This window comes from Pseudomonas sp. LJDD11, assembly GCF_024584215.1.
Classification (GTDB): Bacteria; Pseudomonadota; Gammaproteobacteria; order Pseudomonadales; family Pseudomonadaceae; genus Aquipseudomonas.
This window is the reverse complement of record NZ_JANJFL010000013.1, coordinates 37,804-52,859: the sequence shown is the minus strand read 5'-3', so window position 1 is coordinate 52,859 and position 15,056 is coordinate 37,804. Positions and strand designations below refer to the sequence as shown.

12 protein-coding genes are annotated in these 15,056 nt (G+C 61.2%); 2 read left to right on the top strand and 10 right to left on the bottom strand.

The annotated features are described in order from the left end of the window. Nucleotides 1–136: 136 nt before the first annotated feature. The 3 genes from NRB16_RS16155 to NRB16_RS16145 all read right to left on the bottom strand — a co-directional run bounded on the left by NRB16_RS16155 (nucleotide 137) and on the right by NRB16_RS16145 (nucleotide 3,889). Nucleotides 137–1,366, bottom strand: a complete 1,230-nt coding sequence (locus NRB16_RS16155; RefSeq protein WP_045482224.1) for a carbohydrate porin — start codon at nucleotides 1,364–1,366, stop codon at nucleotides 137–139. Nucleotides 1,367–1,570: 204 nt separating this feature from the next. Beyond that, complete coding sequence (locus tag NRB16_RS16150) at nucleotides 1,571–2,500, bottom strand: sugar ABC transporter substrate-binding protein (protein WP_045482227.1); 930 nt, start codon at nucleotides 2,498–2,500, stop codon at nucleotides 1,571–1,573. Nucleotides 2,501–2,890: 390 nt separating this feature from the next. Further along, entirely contained in the window at nucleotides 2,891–3,889 is a 999-nt protein-coding gene (locus tag NRB16_RS16145) for a LacI family DNA-binding transcriptional regulator (protein ID WP_257106505.1), read from the bottom strand. Nucleotides 3,890–4,066: 177 nt separating this feature from the next. Between NRB16_RS16145 and NRB16_RS16140 the strand changes: the two genes are divergently transcribed. Further along, nucleotides 4,067–5,005 (top strand): TIM barrel protein, encoded by a 939-nt coding sequence (locus tag NRB16_RS16140; RefSeq protein ID WP_253115046.1) that lies wholly within the window; start codon nucleotides 4,067–4,069, stop codon nucleotides 5,003–5,005. Continuing rightward, nucleotides 5,002–6,171: a Gfo/Idh/MocA family protein gene (locus NRB16_RS16135; protein WP_253115045.1), complete on the top strand. Its 1,170-nt coding sequence runs from the start codon at nucleotides 5,002–5,004 to the stop codon at nucleotides 6,169–6,171. The genes NRB16_RS16140 and NRB16_RS16135 overlap by 4 nt, the downstream gene beginning before the upstream one ends. Before the next feature lie 221 nt (nucleotides 6,172–6,392). Here NRB16_RS16135 and NRB16_RS16130 read toward each other — a convergent pair whose 3' ends face one another. The 7 genes from NRB16_RS16130 to iolC are packed head-to-tail and all read right to left on the bottom strand — an operon-like array spanning nucleotide 6,393 to nucleotide 14,899. Further along, complete coding sequence (locus NRB16_RS16130) at nucleotides 6,393–7,253, bottom strand: sugar phosphate isomerase/epimerase family protein (RefSeq protein WP_045482243.1); 861 nt, start codon at nucleotides 7,251–7,253, stop codon at nucleotides 6,393–6,395. A 12-nt stretch (nucleotides 7,254–7,265) separates the two neighbouring features. After that, nucleotides 7,266–8,276 carry a Gfo/Idh/MocA family protein gene (locus NRB16_RS16125; RefSeq protein ID WP_045482246.1) on the bottom strand — a complete coding sequence of 337 codons (1,011 nt, stop codon included), beginning with the start codon at nucleotides 8,274–8,276 and terminating at the stop codon, nucleotides 7,266–7,268. A 60-nt stretch (nucleotides 8,277–8,336) separates the two neighbouring features. After that, nucleotides 8,337–10,274, bottom strand: coding sequence for a 3D-(3,5/4)-trihydroxycyclohexane-1,2-dione acylhydrolase (decyclizing) (gene iolD / locus NRB16_RS16120; protein WP_257106504.1), 1,938 nt, complete (start codon nucleotides 10,272–10,274; stop codon nucleotides 8,337–8,339). Nucleotides 10,275–10,308: 34 nt separating this feature from the next. Then, nucleotides 10,309–11,145 carry a TIM barrel protein gene (locus tag NRB16_RS16115; protein WP_045482252.1) on the bottom strand — a complete coding sequence of 279 codons (837 nt, stop codon included), beginning with the start codon at nucleotides 11,143–11,145 and terminating at the stop codon, nucleotides 10,309–10,311. Between the two features lie 48 nt (nucleotides 11,146–11,193). Further along, nucleotides 11,194–12,003 (bottom strand): 5-deoxy-glucuronate isomerase, encoded by an 810-nt coding sequence (gene iolB, locus NRB16_RS16110; RefSeq protein ID WP_257106503.1) that lies wholly within the window; start codon nucleotides 12,001–12,003, stop codon nucleotides 11,194–11,196. 11 nt (nucleotides 12,004–12,014) lie between these two features. Continuing rightward, nucleotides 12,015–12,911 (bottom strand): myo-inosose-2 dehydratase, encoded by an 897-nt coding sequence (iolE, locus tag NRB16_RS16105; protein ID WP_253115041.1) that lies wholly within the window; start codon nucleotides 12,909–12,911, stop codon nucleotides 12,015–12,017. A gap of 50 nt (nucleotides 12,912–12,961) precedes the next feature. Continuing rightward, entirely contained in the window at nucleotides 12,962–14,899 is a 1,938-nt protein-coding gene (gene iolC, locus NRB16_RS16100) for a 5-dehydro-2-deoxygluconokinase (RefSeq protein ID WP_257106502.1), read from the bottom strand. Nucleotides 14,900–15,056: the final 157 nt, after the last annotated feature.

Sequence of the window (15,056 nt, the reverse complement as noted above, 5' to 3'; positions counted from 1 at the left end):
TTCGTCTACCTTGAAGACGACTTTATTGGAAAATATTTTCCAGTCAACATGTTTTTGGAATTTTTGTTTGTTCGGGAATTTTAGACGCAAAAAGGCACCTCCCACCAGGCGAGGTGCCTTTTTTTAAACGTCGCGCTTACCAGCTGTGATCGATGTGCACGCCGATGTTAGAGCCATGCAGGTCCGAGCCGAAGCTGCCGGTGCTGGACAACGCCGAGTCAGGGTCATAGAGGTCCGCAGCTTGCTGAGCGGCGCGGTTCCAGGCGGCGTAGGTGTAGAACAGACGCACCTCGGTGGGCGATTTGAATTGTGGCCCTTTGGGTGACCAGGTCGGCGCCAGGGTGATCTTGCTCAGTTGCCGGGTGCCAGCCGGAGCCTGTACGCGGTCATGGCCGATTTCAGTGGAGAACTTGAACTGCTCGCTGATGCCGTAGACCAGACGCGCACCGAGCGAGGTCCAGCGCAGGTCATCACCGTTGGGTCGCCGGTCTTTCTGGTACACAGCAGCGACCTGGCCACCCCAGCGTGGTGTGATCTGCCAGTCGAAGAAATCGAGCACCCGGTAAGACACATCCGCACTGCTCAGGTTGTTGTCGCCGGTACTGCCCAGCCCGGTGCCCGGACCCTGCCCGCGTTGCAGCGCGACGGTGTTCACGCCGTTCCAGCCCATGAAGTTCTGCTGTTTATGCTGCAAGGTCACTGCCCAGCCGCTGTTGGCATTGGGCCGGTTGGAGGGTTTGTCCAGATAGCTCACCCCGACTTCCAGGCTGCCATTGGGGTTGGTGTCAAAGCCTGCGACGTTGAAGTCGTAACGATTGACGTAGTCCTTCTGGTTGAAGTTGTCCTTGCGCGAGAACGCCAGACTGTACTTCAGCCCGCCGATCTCGACGTTCTCGATGCCGCCCCCGGTGGCACTCTGGTTCCAGTAGAAGAAGTCAGAAATGGCGATGTCATTACGTTTGTAGTAACGCCGCCCCGCCCACAAAGAGCCGCCGTTAAGAGCCGCCACATTCTTCCAGTAGCCGTAGGCCTGAGGCAGGCGGATTTCACCGCGCTCACCATTGAACGTCGGCGTGCGGTCGTACTGGTTGTACAGGCTGCCCATGCCAAACACGCCCACGGTGGAGCCGTCATCGAGCTTGGTGATCTCCTGCTCCAGCGACAGCTCGGCGTACTGCTCACACTCGTTACCAAGGCGATATTTCGACTGTGCGCCCTGCAGCTTGAAACAGCGCTGGGAATCGGACCCCGAAGACGTCCCGAGGCCGCCGCGCAAATAGCCGGTGAACTCCAGTGCCTGCGCCGGCGGTTGTGCAGCCACCAGTGCGCAGAAAGCTAGCCCGGTCTTGATTGTTGTCCTGCTCATTGCATCACTCCGTGTCTTGTTGTTGTTCGAAGCGTGTGGGTCAATCACTCTTGCCAGGCCGTTTTGCGTACGCACACGAACGCCCCGCCAGCGATGCCGGCAAGTGTCGGGAGCATTCAGGGAGTACGGCGCGAGCGAACAGCTGTCGCCCGCGCCAGGCATGGCAGGTTCAGCAATCCGGAGCCAGGGCTGCGGACACGATGACTATTGCTTGGTCAGCGCCTGGAATTGGGCCAGGTTGTCGACGGTGATCAGACGAAACGGAATCAGAATGTTCTTCTCGACCGGCTGCTTGTTGATCAACTTGACGGCAGCCTCCAGCGAGCCCTCGGCCTGGCCCCGGGCGTCCTGGAATACCGATACCGTCAGCAAACCACGCTTGATCGACGCGAGACCATCAGGCGTACCGTCGACACCGCCAACCAATACATCTTTTTTCCCGGCCTGGCGCAGGGCCATGGCCGCGCCGATGCCCATCTCGTCATTATTCGACAGCACTGCGTCAATCTGCTTGCCCGCCAGCAACCAGTTGCTGGTCAGGTCCATGCCCTTGTCGCGCTGCCACAGGCCGGTCTGTTCTTCAACAATCTTGATGTTGGGGTGTTTGGCCAGTACTTCCTTGAATCCAGCGGTGCGGTTTTGCGTCGAGTTGTTGGTCAGATCACCGAGCAGAATGGCGACCTGGCCTTTGCCGCCGAGCTTGTCGGCAATGTACTCGGCCTGCAGACGTCCGGCTTCCTTGTCGTCCGACGTCACCGTGACCGCACGCTCAGGCAGCTTTGGATCGTCCGGTTTGCGATTGATATAGACCAACGGAATGCCGGCCTTGATGGCCGCCTCGTTGATGCCCTTGGTCGCAGCCGTGTCCACCGGGTTGACGATGATCGCGTCGACTCCCTGACTGGTGAAGCTTTGCACCTGGTTGAGCTGTTTGACCACATCGTTGCGGGCATCTTCGAACTGCAGCGTTACCCCCTCGGTCTTGGCCTTGGTGCTCAGGTATTCACGCAGGTAGGTGAGCCAGTTGTCATCGAAGGTCGACATGCTGACCCCGATTCTGATGTCCGCAAGCGCGGCAGTACTTGTCATCAACAGCGAAAGAGCGATAGCGGCAAAACGTGGCTTGAGGCGCATGGAATGACTCCGATCGTTATTGTTGTTGCGGAACGGGGCTGGGCGTGGGTCCGTAGACGCCTTGGACTATGGACGTGACGACTCGCCGACACTGGGCGGCAAGCAAGGAACGTAGGGATGGTGAATCAGCAGAAGCAGATGCTCACAGCGCTCGGCAAGGACAGCTGTGATCTGCGGAGCAATAGCGCGGAGCCTGTTACGCAGGCGTGCAGCAGCGAAGCGAAAAGACAGTTTCATGGGCCGGCACCTATCTTGTTTTTTTCGAAGGTCCGCTTGCCAGCGCTCACTGGCAAACAGGTATTGCGGCAACGTGAAGGCCAATCTATTGGAATATTAATTCCAGATCAATATTAATTAGAAAATATTTTTCCTCTGGATTTTACCGTCCCCCTAGATGCTCTCTGCCACGCTCAGTTGCAATGCCAGCCAGTGTTTCTCGGCGTGCGCATCGCCTGGCTGAGTCAGCGCTGCCAGCGCCTGCTCGGCCAGTGCCGGCAACGGGTGGGACAACACCGCCTGCACCAGCCCCTCAGCCAGAGCGCTGCGGGTAATGGCAGTGAGGTCATGACAGATCACCGGCGGCAATGCGCCGCGTGCCGCACGCAACTCGCGTAATGCCGGTAATACCCCCTCTATTCCGCCGCCGCCGACGTAGAGCCCGGCCAGGTCGGGCCGGGCACTGAACAGATCAAGCGTGTTCTCATAGGCATACGCCTCGTCCTCCAGGGTCAGGCGCGGCGATAGCAATTCCCAGTCATCGCCCTGCTCGGCCCAGAACGAACGAAAGCTCATTTCGCCCAACTCTTGGCATTGAAAACGCTGAGTGCCCAGCAACACAGCGACCGGTCCGGGCTGTGCCGCCAATTGTCGGATGAACCAGGCAGCAGTGCGCCCGACCTTGCGGTTATCCAGGCCGACATAGCCCACACCGCCCAGCTCGGACACCAGCGACAGCACTGCCATGCCCGATTCACGCAAGCTGCTTACCGCCGTGCGGATCGCCGGATGATCGGGCACCACCACCCCCAGCGCATCGATCTCGCCTTGCAATGCCAGCAAGCGCTGGGCAGTGGCGAGCGGATCCAGGTTGTCCAGATAGCTGATCACGACCCGCACCTGAGCGTGTTCACAGACCGTGGCCGCGGTATTGAGCGCTTGAGCAAGACCTTGATAGAACGCCGTGCCGCGCTTTTGCAGAACAAAGCCTACGCGCATAACCGGCCGCGCATTGGCCACCCGCCGCTCAAGTACCCCGCTGGCGTGAAAACCGAGCTGGGCCGCCGCCTCGGCGATCCGCTGTGCGGTGTCACCGCGCACCTTGGCGCGCAAGCTCAGCACCCGATCCACCGTCGAGACGCTCACACCGGCCCTGTCGGCTACATCCTGCATGGTGGGTCGGCGGCGAACCAAGGGGGGATTCTCTGACATGTTTTGACAGCCTATGAAGGGTTTATGACAGGTTTTGAAAGATAGTGAAGGCGCACTATAGCGGTCATTTCGACGCGGCCCTAGCATCCAGAAGCGAGGCAATATCCTCCGACAACAACAAACATAGGGAGCCCTCCAATGGCCATGCACATCTGCACCGCCCCTTGCTGCTGGGGCATCGACGACATCAACAATCCCTACCTGCCGCCCTGGACACGGGTGCTGGACGAAGCCTCCCAGGCCGGTTACCACGGCCTGGAACTCGGCCCCATCGGCTACATGCCGCTCGACGCCGGGCCATTGGCTGAGGCGCTGGGCGAGCGGCAGTTGCGTATCGTCGCGGGCACCATTTTCGATAACCTGGTGGCGCCGACCAACCTCGCCAACCTGCTCGACCAGACTCACCAGATCTGCGCCCTGCTGCGCCAGTTGCCAGCCATTGCCATGGAGCCGGGGCAGCGTTATGGCGCGCCTTATCTGGTGGTCATGGACTGGGGCCACGAAGAGCGCGACTACGCCGCCGGACACAGCGACCGCGCCCCGCGTCTGGCTCCTGCGCAGTGGCAGGCGATGATGGATCACATCCGCCAGATCGCCGAACTGGCCTGGCAGGAATATCGCGTGCGTGCGGTCATTCACCCGCACGCGGGCGGCTACATCGAATTCGCCGATGAGCTTGCCCGGTTGACACAGGACATCCCGTACCAGACGGCCGGGCTGTGCCTGGACACCGGTCACCTTTACTACGCCGGCATGGACCCGGTCGCCACCCTGCGCCAGTACGCCGCCCACATCGACTACCTGCACTTCAAAGACATTGATCAGGCGGTGTTCGAGCAGGTATTGGGCGAACGCATCCGCTTCTTCGATGCCTGCGCCAAGGGCGTGATGTGTCCGATCGGTCGGGGCGTGATCGACTACCCGGCGATTCGCCGGTTGCTTGCCGAGCTCGATTACCACGGCCATATCACCGTCGAACAGGAGCGCGATCCGCGTAACGCCGCTGGCAGCCTGCAAGACGTCGCCGCCAGCCGCCAGTTTCTCATCACCGCCGGATTCACAGGAGTCGCCGCATGATCAATGGAAGCAAACGTATCGCCCAACCCATCCGCTGGGCCATGGTCGGCGGCGGATCAGCCAGCCAGATCGGCTATATCCACCGCAGCGCCGCCCTGCGCGACCAGAACTTTGAACTGGTCGCCGGTGCGTTCGACATCGACGCCGAACGGGGTCGCAGCTTCGGCGTACAACTGGGCGTCAGCGCCGAACGCTGCTACCCCGACTACCTGAGCCTGTTCGAACAGGAAGCGCAGCGCCCCGATGGCATTCAGGCAGTCTCGGTGGCCACGCCCAATGGCACTCACTTCGCGATTACCCAGGCCGCGCTGGAAGCCGGGTTGCATGTGGTTTGCGAGAAGCCGCTGTGTTTTACCCTGGAGCAAGCCGAGATTCTGCGGCGCCTCGCCAAAGCCCGTAACCGGATCGTCGGGGTCACCTACGGCTATGCCGGGCACCAGTTGATCGAGCAGGCCCGCGCCATGATTGCCGCCGACGAGTTGGGCGAGATACGCCTGGTGCACATGCAGTTCGCCCATGGTTTTCACAGCGCCCCGGTGGAAGCCCGGAACGCGGCCACCCAATGGCGCGTCGACCCGCGTCTGGCCGGCCCCAGCTATGTGCTCGGCGATGTCGGCACCCACCCGCTGTACCTCTCTGAGGTGATGCTGCCGCAGTTGAAGATCAAGCGCTTGATGTGCTCGCGGCAGAGCTTCGTGAAAAGCCGCGCACCGCTGGAAGACAACGCCTACACCTTGATGGAATACGAAGGCGGTGCCATGGGCATGGTCTGGTCCAGCGCGGTTAATGCCGGCTCCATGCACGGCCAGAAGATTCGCGTCATCGGCTCGCGGGCCAGCCTTGAATGGTGGGACGAGCGGCCCAACCAGTTGTCGTTTGAAATTCAGGGGCAGCCGGCGCAGATCCTGGAGCGGGGTATGGGCTATCTGCATCCCGACGCGTTGCTCGATGACCGCATCGGCGGTGGTCACCCGGAAGGCCTGTTTGAGGCCTGGTCGAACCTCTACTACCGCTTCGCCCTGGCCATGGACGCCAGCGACCGTGATGACCAGCAAACGCTAAGCACCCTGCGCTATCCGGATATCGAGGCTGGTGTTAAAGGAGTGCGTTGGGTTGAACGCTGTGTGGCGTCAGCAGACCAGGGTGCGATCTGGGTCGACTATTAAGGAGCGAGCGAACGGCGATCCGTCTCGCTCGTGAAAGGGCGCATAAAACCGGCACATCTGCTGTGAAGGTAATGCCGTCTTCACGAGCTAGTTCCCACCGTATTTCAGGTCAGAATCGAGGTGGGCCAGCTTGCTAGCGAAGACTGCCGCACATTCACAGCAGAAACGACGCGAAGCCGTTGCAGTACCTGCCAACGGCTTCACGGCTCACGAGCAGAGGCTCAGCGCATCAACTCGCTGCGCACCCGCTCAAGCATGAAGCGGCTCGACTCGTCGGCCCGTTCTTCCTGGCCGAATACCGCCACCGTGGCAATGCCGTCGAACTTCATCTCACGCAAGGTACCGAAGAAGGCATCCCAGTTGACCTCGCCCTGGCCGATGTCGAAGTGCTGGTGCACGGTGGCGACCACACCGGGCGGGTTGACGATATAGCGCAGCCCCGATGAAGCCCGGTGGTTCCAGGTGTCGGCGATGATCACGTGGGTCAGCTTGTCACCCGCGTACTTGAGCATAGAGGCGATATCGCCCTTGCCGTCGTCATAGAAGAAGGTGTGCGGCGCAGCGTAGAGATAATTGACGATGTCCGTGTCGAGACCACGAATCAGATCAACCGATTCGTTATTACGCTCGCAAAAATCGTACGGATGCGCCTGGATGTCGACCTTGATGCCCTCACGCTCGAATATCGGCAACAGTTCTTCCATAGACTTCATGAACTGGTTTTCGCACACCAGTGCTTCGTCGGCCTTGCCCGCGAACTCGGTGTTGATCAACGGGCAGTCCAGCTCCACGGCAATCTGTACCACACGCTTCCAGTTGCGCACGGCCGCCTTGCGCAGTTCTTCATCAGGCCCGGCCCAGTGGTACACCGGCAACAGCGAAGACAGACCGACCCCGGCATCGCGCAGTGCGGTCTTGATCTCCTTGATTTTGGCCTTGTCTACGCGCGGGTATTTGTAGAACGGCAGGATGTCGTCGCGCGGCGACAGTTCGATCCATTCGTAACCAAGCTCCGCGGCCTTGTCGATGGTTTCTCGAATGGACAGGAAGCGATACATATTGGGGTCAAGAGCGATACGCATGGCTTATCTCCTTCACGCGTAGAACGTCGGGCGCTGCGGTAGCTTGACCGGCTCAATTGCACCGCTGCGCTGGGCGGCGACGCAGGCATCGGCGGTGACCGCCGCGGTGTAGCCATCCCAGGCACTTGGGCCTTGAAGCTGACCACGGGCAACACTGTTGATGAAGTCCTGCAACTCGACGTCATAGGCGGCAATGAAGCGCTGCTTCCAGTCGACGAGGATGTCGGTCGACAGCTTGGCGCCGCTGCGCATCTGTACCGAGGACGGCTCGGGCAACTTGGCGATGCCTTTCTCGCCGACCACTTCGCACTGGATGTCGTAGCCGTACTGACAGTTGACGAACACCTCGACGTCGATGCGCACCCCCTTGGCGGTTTCGAGCAGGACGATCTGCGGATCCTTGAGGTGGGCAAAGGCCTGGGAGGTCTTGCGCGGATAGATGACCTGGGCCGAGACATACTGGTCGTCGAGCAACCAAGCCAGGGCGTTGATTTCATGAATCAGCGTGTCGACGACGGCCATGTCTGTGGTGTAGGACTCACCCACGGTCGGGTTGCGGTGCGCGCAGTGCAGCATCAGCGGCTCGCCGATGCGGCCCTCGTCGATGGCCGCCTTGAGCGCCCGATAGCCTTGGTCGTACGGGCGCATGAAGCCCACCTGAACCAGGCGTTTGCCATGCGCCATCTCGGCCTCGACGATGTTCTTGCAGCCCTCAGCGGTGACCGCCAGCGGCTTCTCGCAGAACACCGGCTTGCCGGCACGAATCGCCGAGAGCACGAACTCTTCATGGCTCGGCCCCCAGGAGGTGACGAGAATGGCATCGACGTTGGGCGCGGCGATCAACTCGTGACCACTGGCGTAGACCTCAGCCTCGATACCCAGATCCTGTACCACCTTGCGTGCCTGCTCCGGGTTGATGTCGTTGACCGCGACGATCTGCGCGCCGGACAGCGCGAAGTGGCAACGACGGATGTGGTCCTGACCGATCATGCCTGTTCCGATTACACCGATATTTAGCGCCACGTTTGTGTTCTCCAGTTGGAATTGTTGTATTCGAACGCACACTTCATTTGCAGCCGATGATCAATATTGCCGGGCCTTGGCGGTGTTCTCTTTGAGCATCCGCGAGACCGCCTGCACCCGCTCACTGGTCGAGACTTCGGCACCGCCGACCCGCCACCACGACAGGTACTTGTGGATCATGGTCTTGGGCAGGACCTTGATGTCGATCAGGGTCGAGACTGTCTGCTGGCGGGCGTCCTGCAACGCTGCATGCAGCTCATCGAGGGTCTTGACCCGGTAGGTCTTGCAACCATAGGCCGCCGCACTCATGGCGAAATCCACCGGTACGAAACCGCCATCAAGCTTGCCGGTTTCGGGGTTGCGGTAGCGGAACTCGGTGCCGAAGCTGTCCATGCCGTGTTCCATCTGCAGGTTGTTGATGCAGCCGAAGGTCATGTTGTCGAGCAGCACCACGTTGATCTTGCGCCGCTCCTGAATCGAGGTGGCCAGCTCCGAATGCAGCATCAGGTAAGAGCCGTCACCGACCAGTGCGTAGACCTCCTTGTCCGGCTCGGCGAGCTTGACCCCCAACGCGGCATTGACCTCGTAGCCCATGCAGGAATAGCCATACTCCATGTGGTAGGTGTTCTCGCCCAGGGTGCGCCAGGCACGTTGCAAGTCGCCCGGAAGGCTGCCAGCGGCGCCGACAATAATGTCCCTGGCGCCAAGGCTGGCATTCAGAACGCCGAGCACACGGCTCTGGGTCAGGCAGGAGCCGGTCAGTTCTATGAACTCTTCGAGCACCGCACGCGGCATGGCATCGGCGATTTCCGGGACGAAATCCTGCGCGGCATATTCGACACCGTAGACCCGGTCGATCTCCACCCGATAGGCCTCGCGCGCCTCGGCGACGGCATTGCCCCAACTGGCGCTGTAGCCACTGCTGGCCAATCGCGTGGTCAGTTCGCCTAGCGCCTCACGGGCATCAGCGAGCACCGCGAGTGCGTCCAGCTTGCCCGCGTCGAAGCGGCCGATATTGAGGTTGAGAAACTGCACCTCGGGGTTCTGGTACAGCCACTTCGATGAGGTGGTGAAATCGGTGTAACGGGTGCCGACGCCAATGATCAGGTCGGCCTCTTTGGCCAGCGTGTTCGCCGCCAGGCAGCCGGTCTCGCCGATGCCACCGACGTTCAGCTCATGGGCAGAAACGATCGCGCTCTTGCCCGCCTGGGTTTCCGCGAAGGGAATCCCGAACTTCTCGGCGAAGCGCTGCAGTGCCTGCCCGGCGCCGGAATACTTGACCCCGCCACCGCAGATCAGCAGCGGCTTGCGCTTGCCTTTGAGCAGGGCCACGGCCTCTTCCAGCACCGCTTCGCTCGGCCGGGGCCGCTCGATACGGTGCACCCTTTTGGCGAAGAAGTACGTCGGGTAATCGTAAGCCTCACCCTGTACGTCCTGCGGCAACGACAAGGTCACCGCACCGGTTTCGGCCGGATCCGTGAGCACCCGCATGGCACTGATTGCGGCGCTCATCAACTGCTCGGGACGGTTGATCCGGTCCCAGTATTTGCTCACCGCCCGGAACGCATCGTTGGTGCTGATCGACAGGTCATGGAACTGCTCGATCTGCTGCAGCACCGGGTCTGGCTGGCGGCTGGCGTAGACATCGCCGGGCAGCAACAGCAATGGAATGCGATTGGCCGTGGCGGTGGCCGCCGCCGTCAGCATGTTCGCCGCCCCCGGCCCTACCGACGAGGTGCAGGCGTAGATCTTGCGCCGCAGGTTCTGCTTGGCAAAGCCGATCGCGGCATGGGCCATGCCCTGTTCATTACGGCCTTGGTGAACTACCAGCGAACCGGCGTCCTGCTCCAGGGCCTGACCCAGACCCAGCACGTTGCCGTGGCCAAAGATCGTAAAAATGCCCTCGACGAATTTGCTTTCGACACCGTCGACGCTGACGTACTGGTTGTCGAGAAACTTGACCAGCGCCTGGGCCATGGTCAGTCGGATCGTGCTCATGTACTCACCTTATGTTCGTCTTGAGAGCAGAAACTCACGCCGCCTTGCCAGCGGCCACACGCTCGCACAGATGCTTGATGCTCGCCTGCAAAGCCGGCTGCACATCGTCCAGACCGTGCACACTCGCGGCAAAGGGCTCGAACGACAGATGCCCGTTGTAACCGCTGCTCAGCAGGCGCTCGATCTGCGCGGCATTGCCGAGAATGTCTGCATCGCTGACCAGTACCCGGTGGGCGTCACGGATGGTGCTGAGCGGCAGCGCGCCGTCTTCCACGCCGGAGATATGCACCAGCCCGGTCAGTTCGGGGAAGAACTCCTCCTCACCGGCCAGATGGTGGTGAAAGGTGTCGTGCACCAGACGGAACACATCCAGCCCGCCGACCGCCTTGATCGCGTCCACGGCCTGACGCTTGGTGCGCAGCGAACACTCGACAAACCCCAGCGGCTCAACGAAACCGAGCAGACCGTGATCGCGCAGGATCGGCGCCAGCGCAGTGAGCGCGGTGCGCAGGTCACGGGCACGTTCGGCCGTGGAGCGGGTATCGCCGGTGTCGTTCAGCGGGCACATTACCAGCGCCTCGGCGCCGCACGCCTGGGCATAGGCCGCAAGCTTGAGGGTCTGCTCGCGGCGTTCGTCGTTCCACACATCGAACGGGTACAGGGCATTGATCGACAGCACCCGCAGCCCGGCGGCCTGGCATTGCTCGCGCACCTGGCTGGTCGGGGTGCCGTCTTCAATCTCGATGCCCTTGAGGTCGTTGCGCAGCTCGATGGCATCACTGCCAAGGGTCTTGGCCAAGGCGATGAAATTGGCCAGGGTCAGGTTAGGGGCAACCATCCGATTAAGGGCAAAACGCAGCGGCTGATTCATTGTTATTGGGCTCCGGTACGCAGGGTGTGGGTGAAAGATGCAAAGTTTTTATAGATCAAGCAGCCACTCGTGCTGCGGATCGTTGTGGAATTTCCAGACCCGCTTGGGCCCGGCCATGACATTCAGGTAGTACGAGGTGTAGCCATACGGCACACACACCGGGTGGTAGCCCTTGGGCACCAGCACCACGTCGCTGTCTTCCACGGCCAGCGCCTGATCAATCGAGCGGTCGTCGGTGTAGACCCGCTGAAAGACAAACCCCTGAGCCGGATCAAGGCGGTGGTAATAGCTTTCCTCAAGAAAGCTCTGGGCCGGCAGGTCATCGGTGTCGTGCTTGTGCGGCGGGTAGCTGGAGGAATGCCCGGACGGGGTAATCACCTCCACCACCAGCAGCGAATGGGCTTGGGCGGTGTCCGGCAGGATGTCGCACACATAGCGGGTGTTGGCGCCCTTGCCACGCACCGAGCGTTTCATGTCCGCCGGCTCGATCAGCCGTGGCGCGCGGGTTTCTTCGGGGTTGCCCGGCGCGCGGCATAGGGCAACCTCGGCGCGACCATGGGCCTGGATGCTGATCGAAGTGTGCGGCGGCAGATAGAGGGCATAAGGCGATTTGTCCTCGAACACGCTCTGCCGCTCGCCGATGTGCTCCCAGCTCTGATGGCCATGACGGGCATGCTCGCAGGCGGCGGTGACCTTGCCCAGCAACAGCACCACGCACAGCTCGCGATCATCGCCGGTGATGTTCAGAGACTCGCCGTCAGCCAGTTGATGGGCACTGAAATCGACATACTCCAGTGCATCGACGGGGACCTCGACGAGGGTCGGTGTCTGTTTGTTGGCTTTGACCAGCAGGTTCATCACAGTCCTCCTCAGGCGTAGAGACGCGCCACCAGATCGCGCAGGGTTTGATAGCCCTTCTGGGCGTATTCGTAGGCCGGCGCCACGGCCGGGTCCTGCTCGGCCTCGACCACCAGCCAGCCGTGGTAATCAGCCTTGACCAGCTCGCCCAGCAGCGCGGCGAAGTCGATGTCGCCATCACCCGGTACGGTGAAGGTGCCATTGATGATGCAATCGGGAAAACTCCACTGGTTATTGCGCGCCAACTGCACCACGTCCTTGCGCACATCCTTGAAATGCACGTGACAGACACGGCCAATGTGTTTCTTGAGCACGCTCAGCGGATCACCGCCGCCCATGTAGCAATGCCCCGAGTCGAACAACAGCCCCACTTGCGGGTCGGTCAGCGACATCAGCCGGTCGATGTCTTCAGGCGCTTCGACATAGGCGCCCATGTGGTGGTGGTACGCCAGACGCACGCCGCGTGACAGGGTGAATTCGGCGAGCCGGGAAATCTTGTCAGCGTAGGTTTGCCAGGCGGCATCGCTATGAAATTTCGGCCGCTCGATCAACGGCACGCGCTGGCCCTGAATGGAACCTGCGACTTCGCCATAGACCATCACCTTGGCGCCGTTCTCGGCCAGCAGTCGCAGGTGTGGCTCGATGGCCGCGATTTCGCTTTCGACGTCACGATGGGCCAGGCCGCTGGAGTACCAGCCGGACACCAGTTGCAGGTCGTATTGGCCCAGCACATCGCGCAGGGCATCGGGCTCGCTGGGAAACTTGCCACCGAGTTCGAAGCCCTGAAAACCGATCTCTTTGCCTTCACGCAAGATGGTGTCCAGCGGAGTATCGCCGCCCAGCGAAGGCAGGTCGTCGTTGGCCCAGGAGATCGGGTTGATGCCGATCTTCACTTTGGTTTGAGTCATGTCCACACCTGTTTATTGTTGAGTTATCGACGGTGCAATGCAGGCACATCTCAGGCGCGTGCGTCGCGCCAGGAGCGGATCAGAAATTCGAAGGTCTCACGCACCCTGGACACCACCTCGGCGTCATCGATCTCACCGGCCAGCCAGGCCCGGGCAGGCTGCTGGAAGATCGTCCGGCCCACCGCAAATCCGCGGCAGACCTGGCTGTTCGCCGCCTGGCGAAAGCCTTCGGCGAGCGCTTCAACCGGTGCATTGAGCCCGAGCAATACGACGCCACGGCAATACGGATCACGGGCGGTGATCAGCTCGTCGAGCTGACGCCATACCGATCCGGGCTGCGTTTCGATCTTCCACCAGTCCGGGTAGATGCCGATGTTGTACAGCCGCTTGATCGCCCGATACAACACGTCGGGGCGGGTCGAAGCATGGTTCTTCGCCGGGATCACTTCCAGCAGCAGTTCGTGGCCGCTGATCTGCGCGGCGTCATAAAGCCCCTTGAGCTGGGCTTCCTGCTCCAGCCGCAGCAGCGGCTCATCGTCCGGGTGAAATTGCACCAGGCACTTGATGATCTGCTCACCTGGCCACTTGACCAGGTTGCTGCCAATCGAGCGGCCATGCTCAAACGCCAGCGGCCGCGAGTTCTGCAGCTCGACCGGACGGGCCAGCCACCAGCCGCGACCGGTGGCGGCATTGAGCGCATCCTGGCCGAAACGTTCATCGGCCAACAGACCGACATCTGCCACCACACCCTGGGCGGCCAGGCTGCGTTCGACCTGCTCTATGGCCTGCACGAACAACTGCTTGAGCTGTGGTATCCGGGCCGGATCGGCGCCGGCCTGCTGGGCACTTTCGACCAACTGGAAACGGTGGTCGAAGGCAAAGATAAACAGCGGATTCCAGCTGCGACGCGGCACGCTGACCCGGTGCAGGCGGTTGAGCACAGGGTCCAGATCAGGGCGGACAATCGGCACCGGGCTATTGAACAGATAGTCCAGTTCGGCAAGGCTCGGCATCGCCGGCGCACAGGCATGGCGCGAGACCACCAGGGCGCCGCAAGCGTTGGCCAGCTGGCAGCAGCGCGCATCGTCGTCGCCGCTGAGCCAGCCGCGCAGGAAGCCAGACATAAAGGCATCGCCGGCACCCAGCACATTGAGCACTTCGACGCGCACGCCCCGGTGAATCTCGCCATCCTCAAGGCACGCCGGAATCGCCCCGTGGATCACCGTACAGCCTTGCGCACCGAGCTTGACCACCAGGGTTGCGGCAGTAATTTCACGTACCCGACGCAGTGCGTCGAGCAGGTCTTCGCTGCCTCCGGCGATCTGGAATTCTTCTTCAGTACCCACGATCAAATCGAAGCGCGGCAGGATCTTCTGCACATGGGCGCTGACCTCGGCGCTGGCGATAAAGCGTGTTTCGCCGTCGGCCTTACCGGTCAGGCCCCAGAGCACCGGCCGGTAGTCGATATCGAGGACGCGTTTGACGTTGTGTTTCTCGGCGTAGTCCAGCGCCTTGCTGCTGGCCTTGAACACGCTCGGCGTCGAGAAATGGGTGCCGGTGATCAGCAACGATTTACTGCTGGCTATAAAGGCTTCGTCGACATCTTCCTCGACCAGTGCCATATCGGCGCAGTTCTCGCGGTAGAACACCAGCGGAAAGGTTTCACGATCTTTGATGCCCAGCAGCACCATGGCGGTCAGCCGCTGGGAATCGACCTTGATACCACGGGTATCACAGCCCTCGCTGCGCAGTGACTCGGTCAGGAAGCGGCCCATATGGTCATCACCCACGCGGGTCAGCATCGCTGACTTCAATCCCAGACGCGCCGTACCGAACGCAATGTTGGCAGAGGATCCGCCCAGGTACTTGGCAAAGCTACTGACATCTTCAAGGCGCGCACCGACTTGCTGCGCGTAGAGATCCACACCCAGTCGACCCAGACAGATCACATCCAGCTGGCGGCCTGATGAAAAGGAAATGTCACCCATCGATGGCTCCTGTTTATTGTTATTCAGCCATGGAACGCGCACCCGTCAGGGGGTCTGGCTCCAGTTGCGTTCAGGCTAGAACGCCGCCAACAAATAATCAATAAATTTTCCACAAAACTCAATATGGAATTTAATTTCCATAAAAGCTCAACATCCG

What these genes read in the sequence shown, in the direction of transcription:
- NRB16_RS16155 (WP_045482224.1), bottom strand. Translation starts at nt 1,366, where the DNA reads ATGAGCAGGACAACAATCAAGACCGGGCTAGCTTTCTGCGCACTGGTG.
- NRB16_RS16150 (WP_045482227.1), bottom strand. Translation starts at nt 2,500, where the DNA reads ATGCGCCTCAAGCCACGTTTTGCCGCTATCGCTCTTTCGCTGTTGATG.
- NRB16_RS16145 (WP_257106505.1), bottom strand. Translation starts at nt 3,889, where the DNA reads ATGCAGGATGTAGCCGACAGGGCCGGTGTGAGCGTCTCGACGGTGGAT.
- NRB16_RS16140 (WP_253115046.1), top strand. Translation starts at nt 4,067, where the DNA reads ATGGCCATGCACATCTGCACCGCCCCTTGCTGCTGGGGCATCGACGAC.
- NRB16_RS16135 (WP_253115045.1), top strand. Translation starts at nt 5,002, where the DNA reads ATGATCAATGGAAGCAAACGTATCGCCCAACCCATCCGCTGGGCCATG.
- NRB16_RS16130 (WP_045482243.1), bottom strand. Translation starts at nt 7,253, where the DNA reads ATGCGTATCGCTCTTGACCCCAATATGTATCGCTTCCTGTCCATTCGA.
- iolD (WP_257106504.1), bottom strand. Translation starts at nt 10,274, where the DNA reads ATGAGCACGATCCGACTGACCATGGCCCAGGCGCTGGTCAAGTTTCTC.
- NRB16_RS16115 (WP_045482252.1), bottom strand. Translation starts at nt 11,145, where the DNA reads ATGAATCAGCCGCTGCGTTTTGCCCTTAATCGGATGGTTGCCCCTAAC.
- iolB (WP_257106503.1), bottom strand. Translation starts at nt 12,003, where the DNA reads ATGAACCTGCTGGTCAAAGCCAACAAACAGACACCGACCCTCGTCGAG.
- iolE (WP_253115041.1), bottom strand. Translation starts at nt 12,911, where the DNA reads ATGACTCAAACCAAAGTGAAGATCGGCATCAACCCGATCTCCTGGGCC.
- iolC (WP_257106502.1), bottom strand. Translation starts at nt 14,899, where the DNA reads ATGGGTGACATTTCCTTTTCATCAGGCCGCCAGCTGGATGTGATCTGT.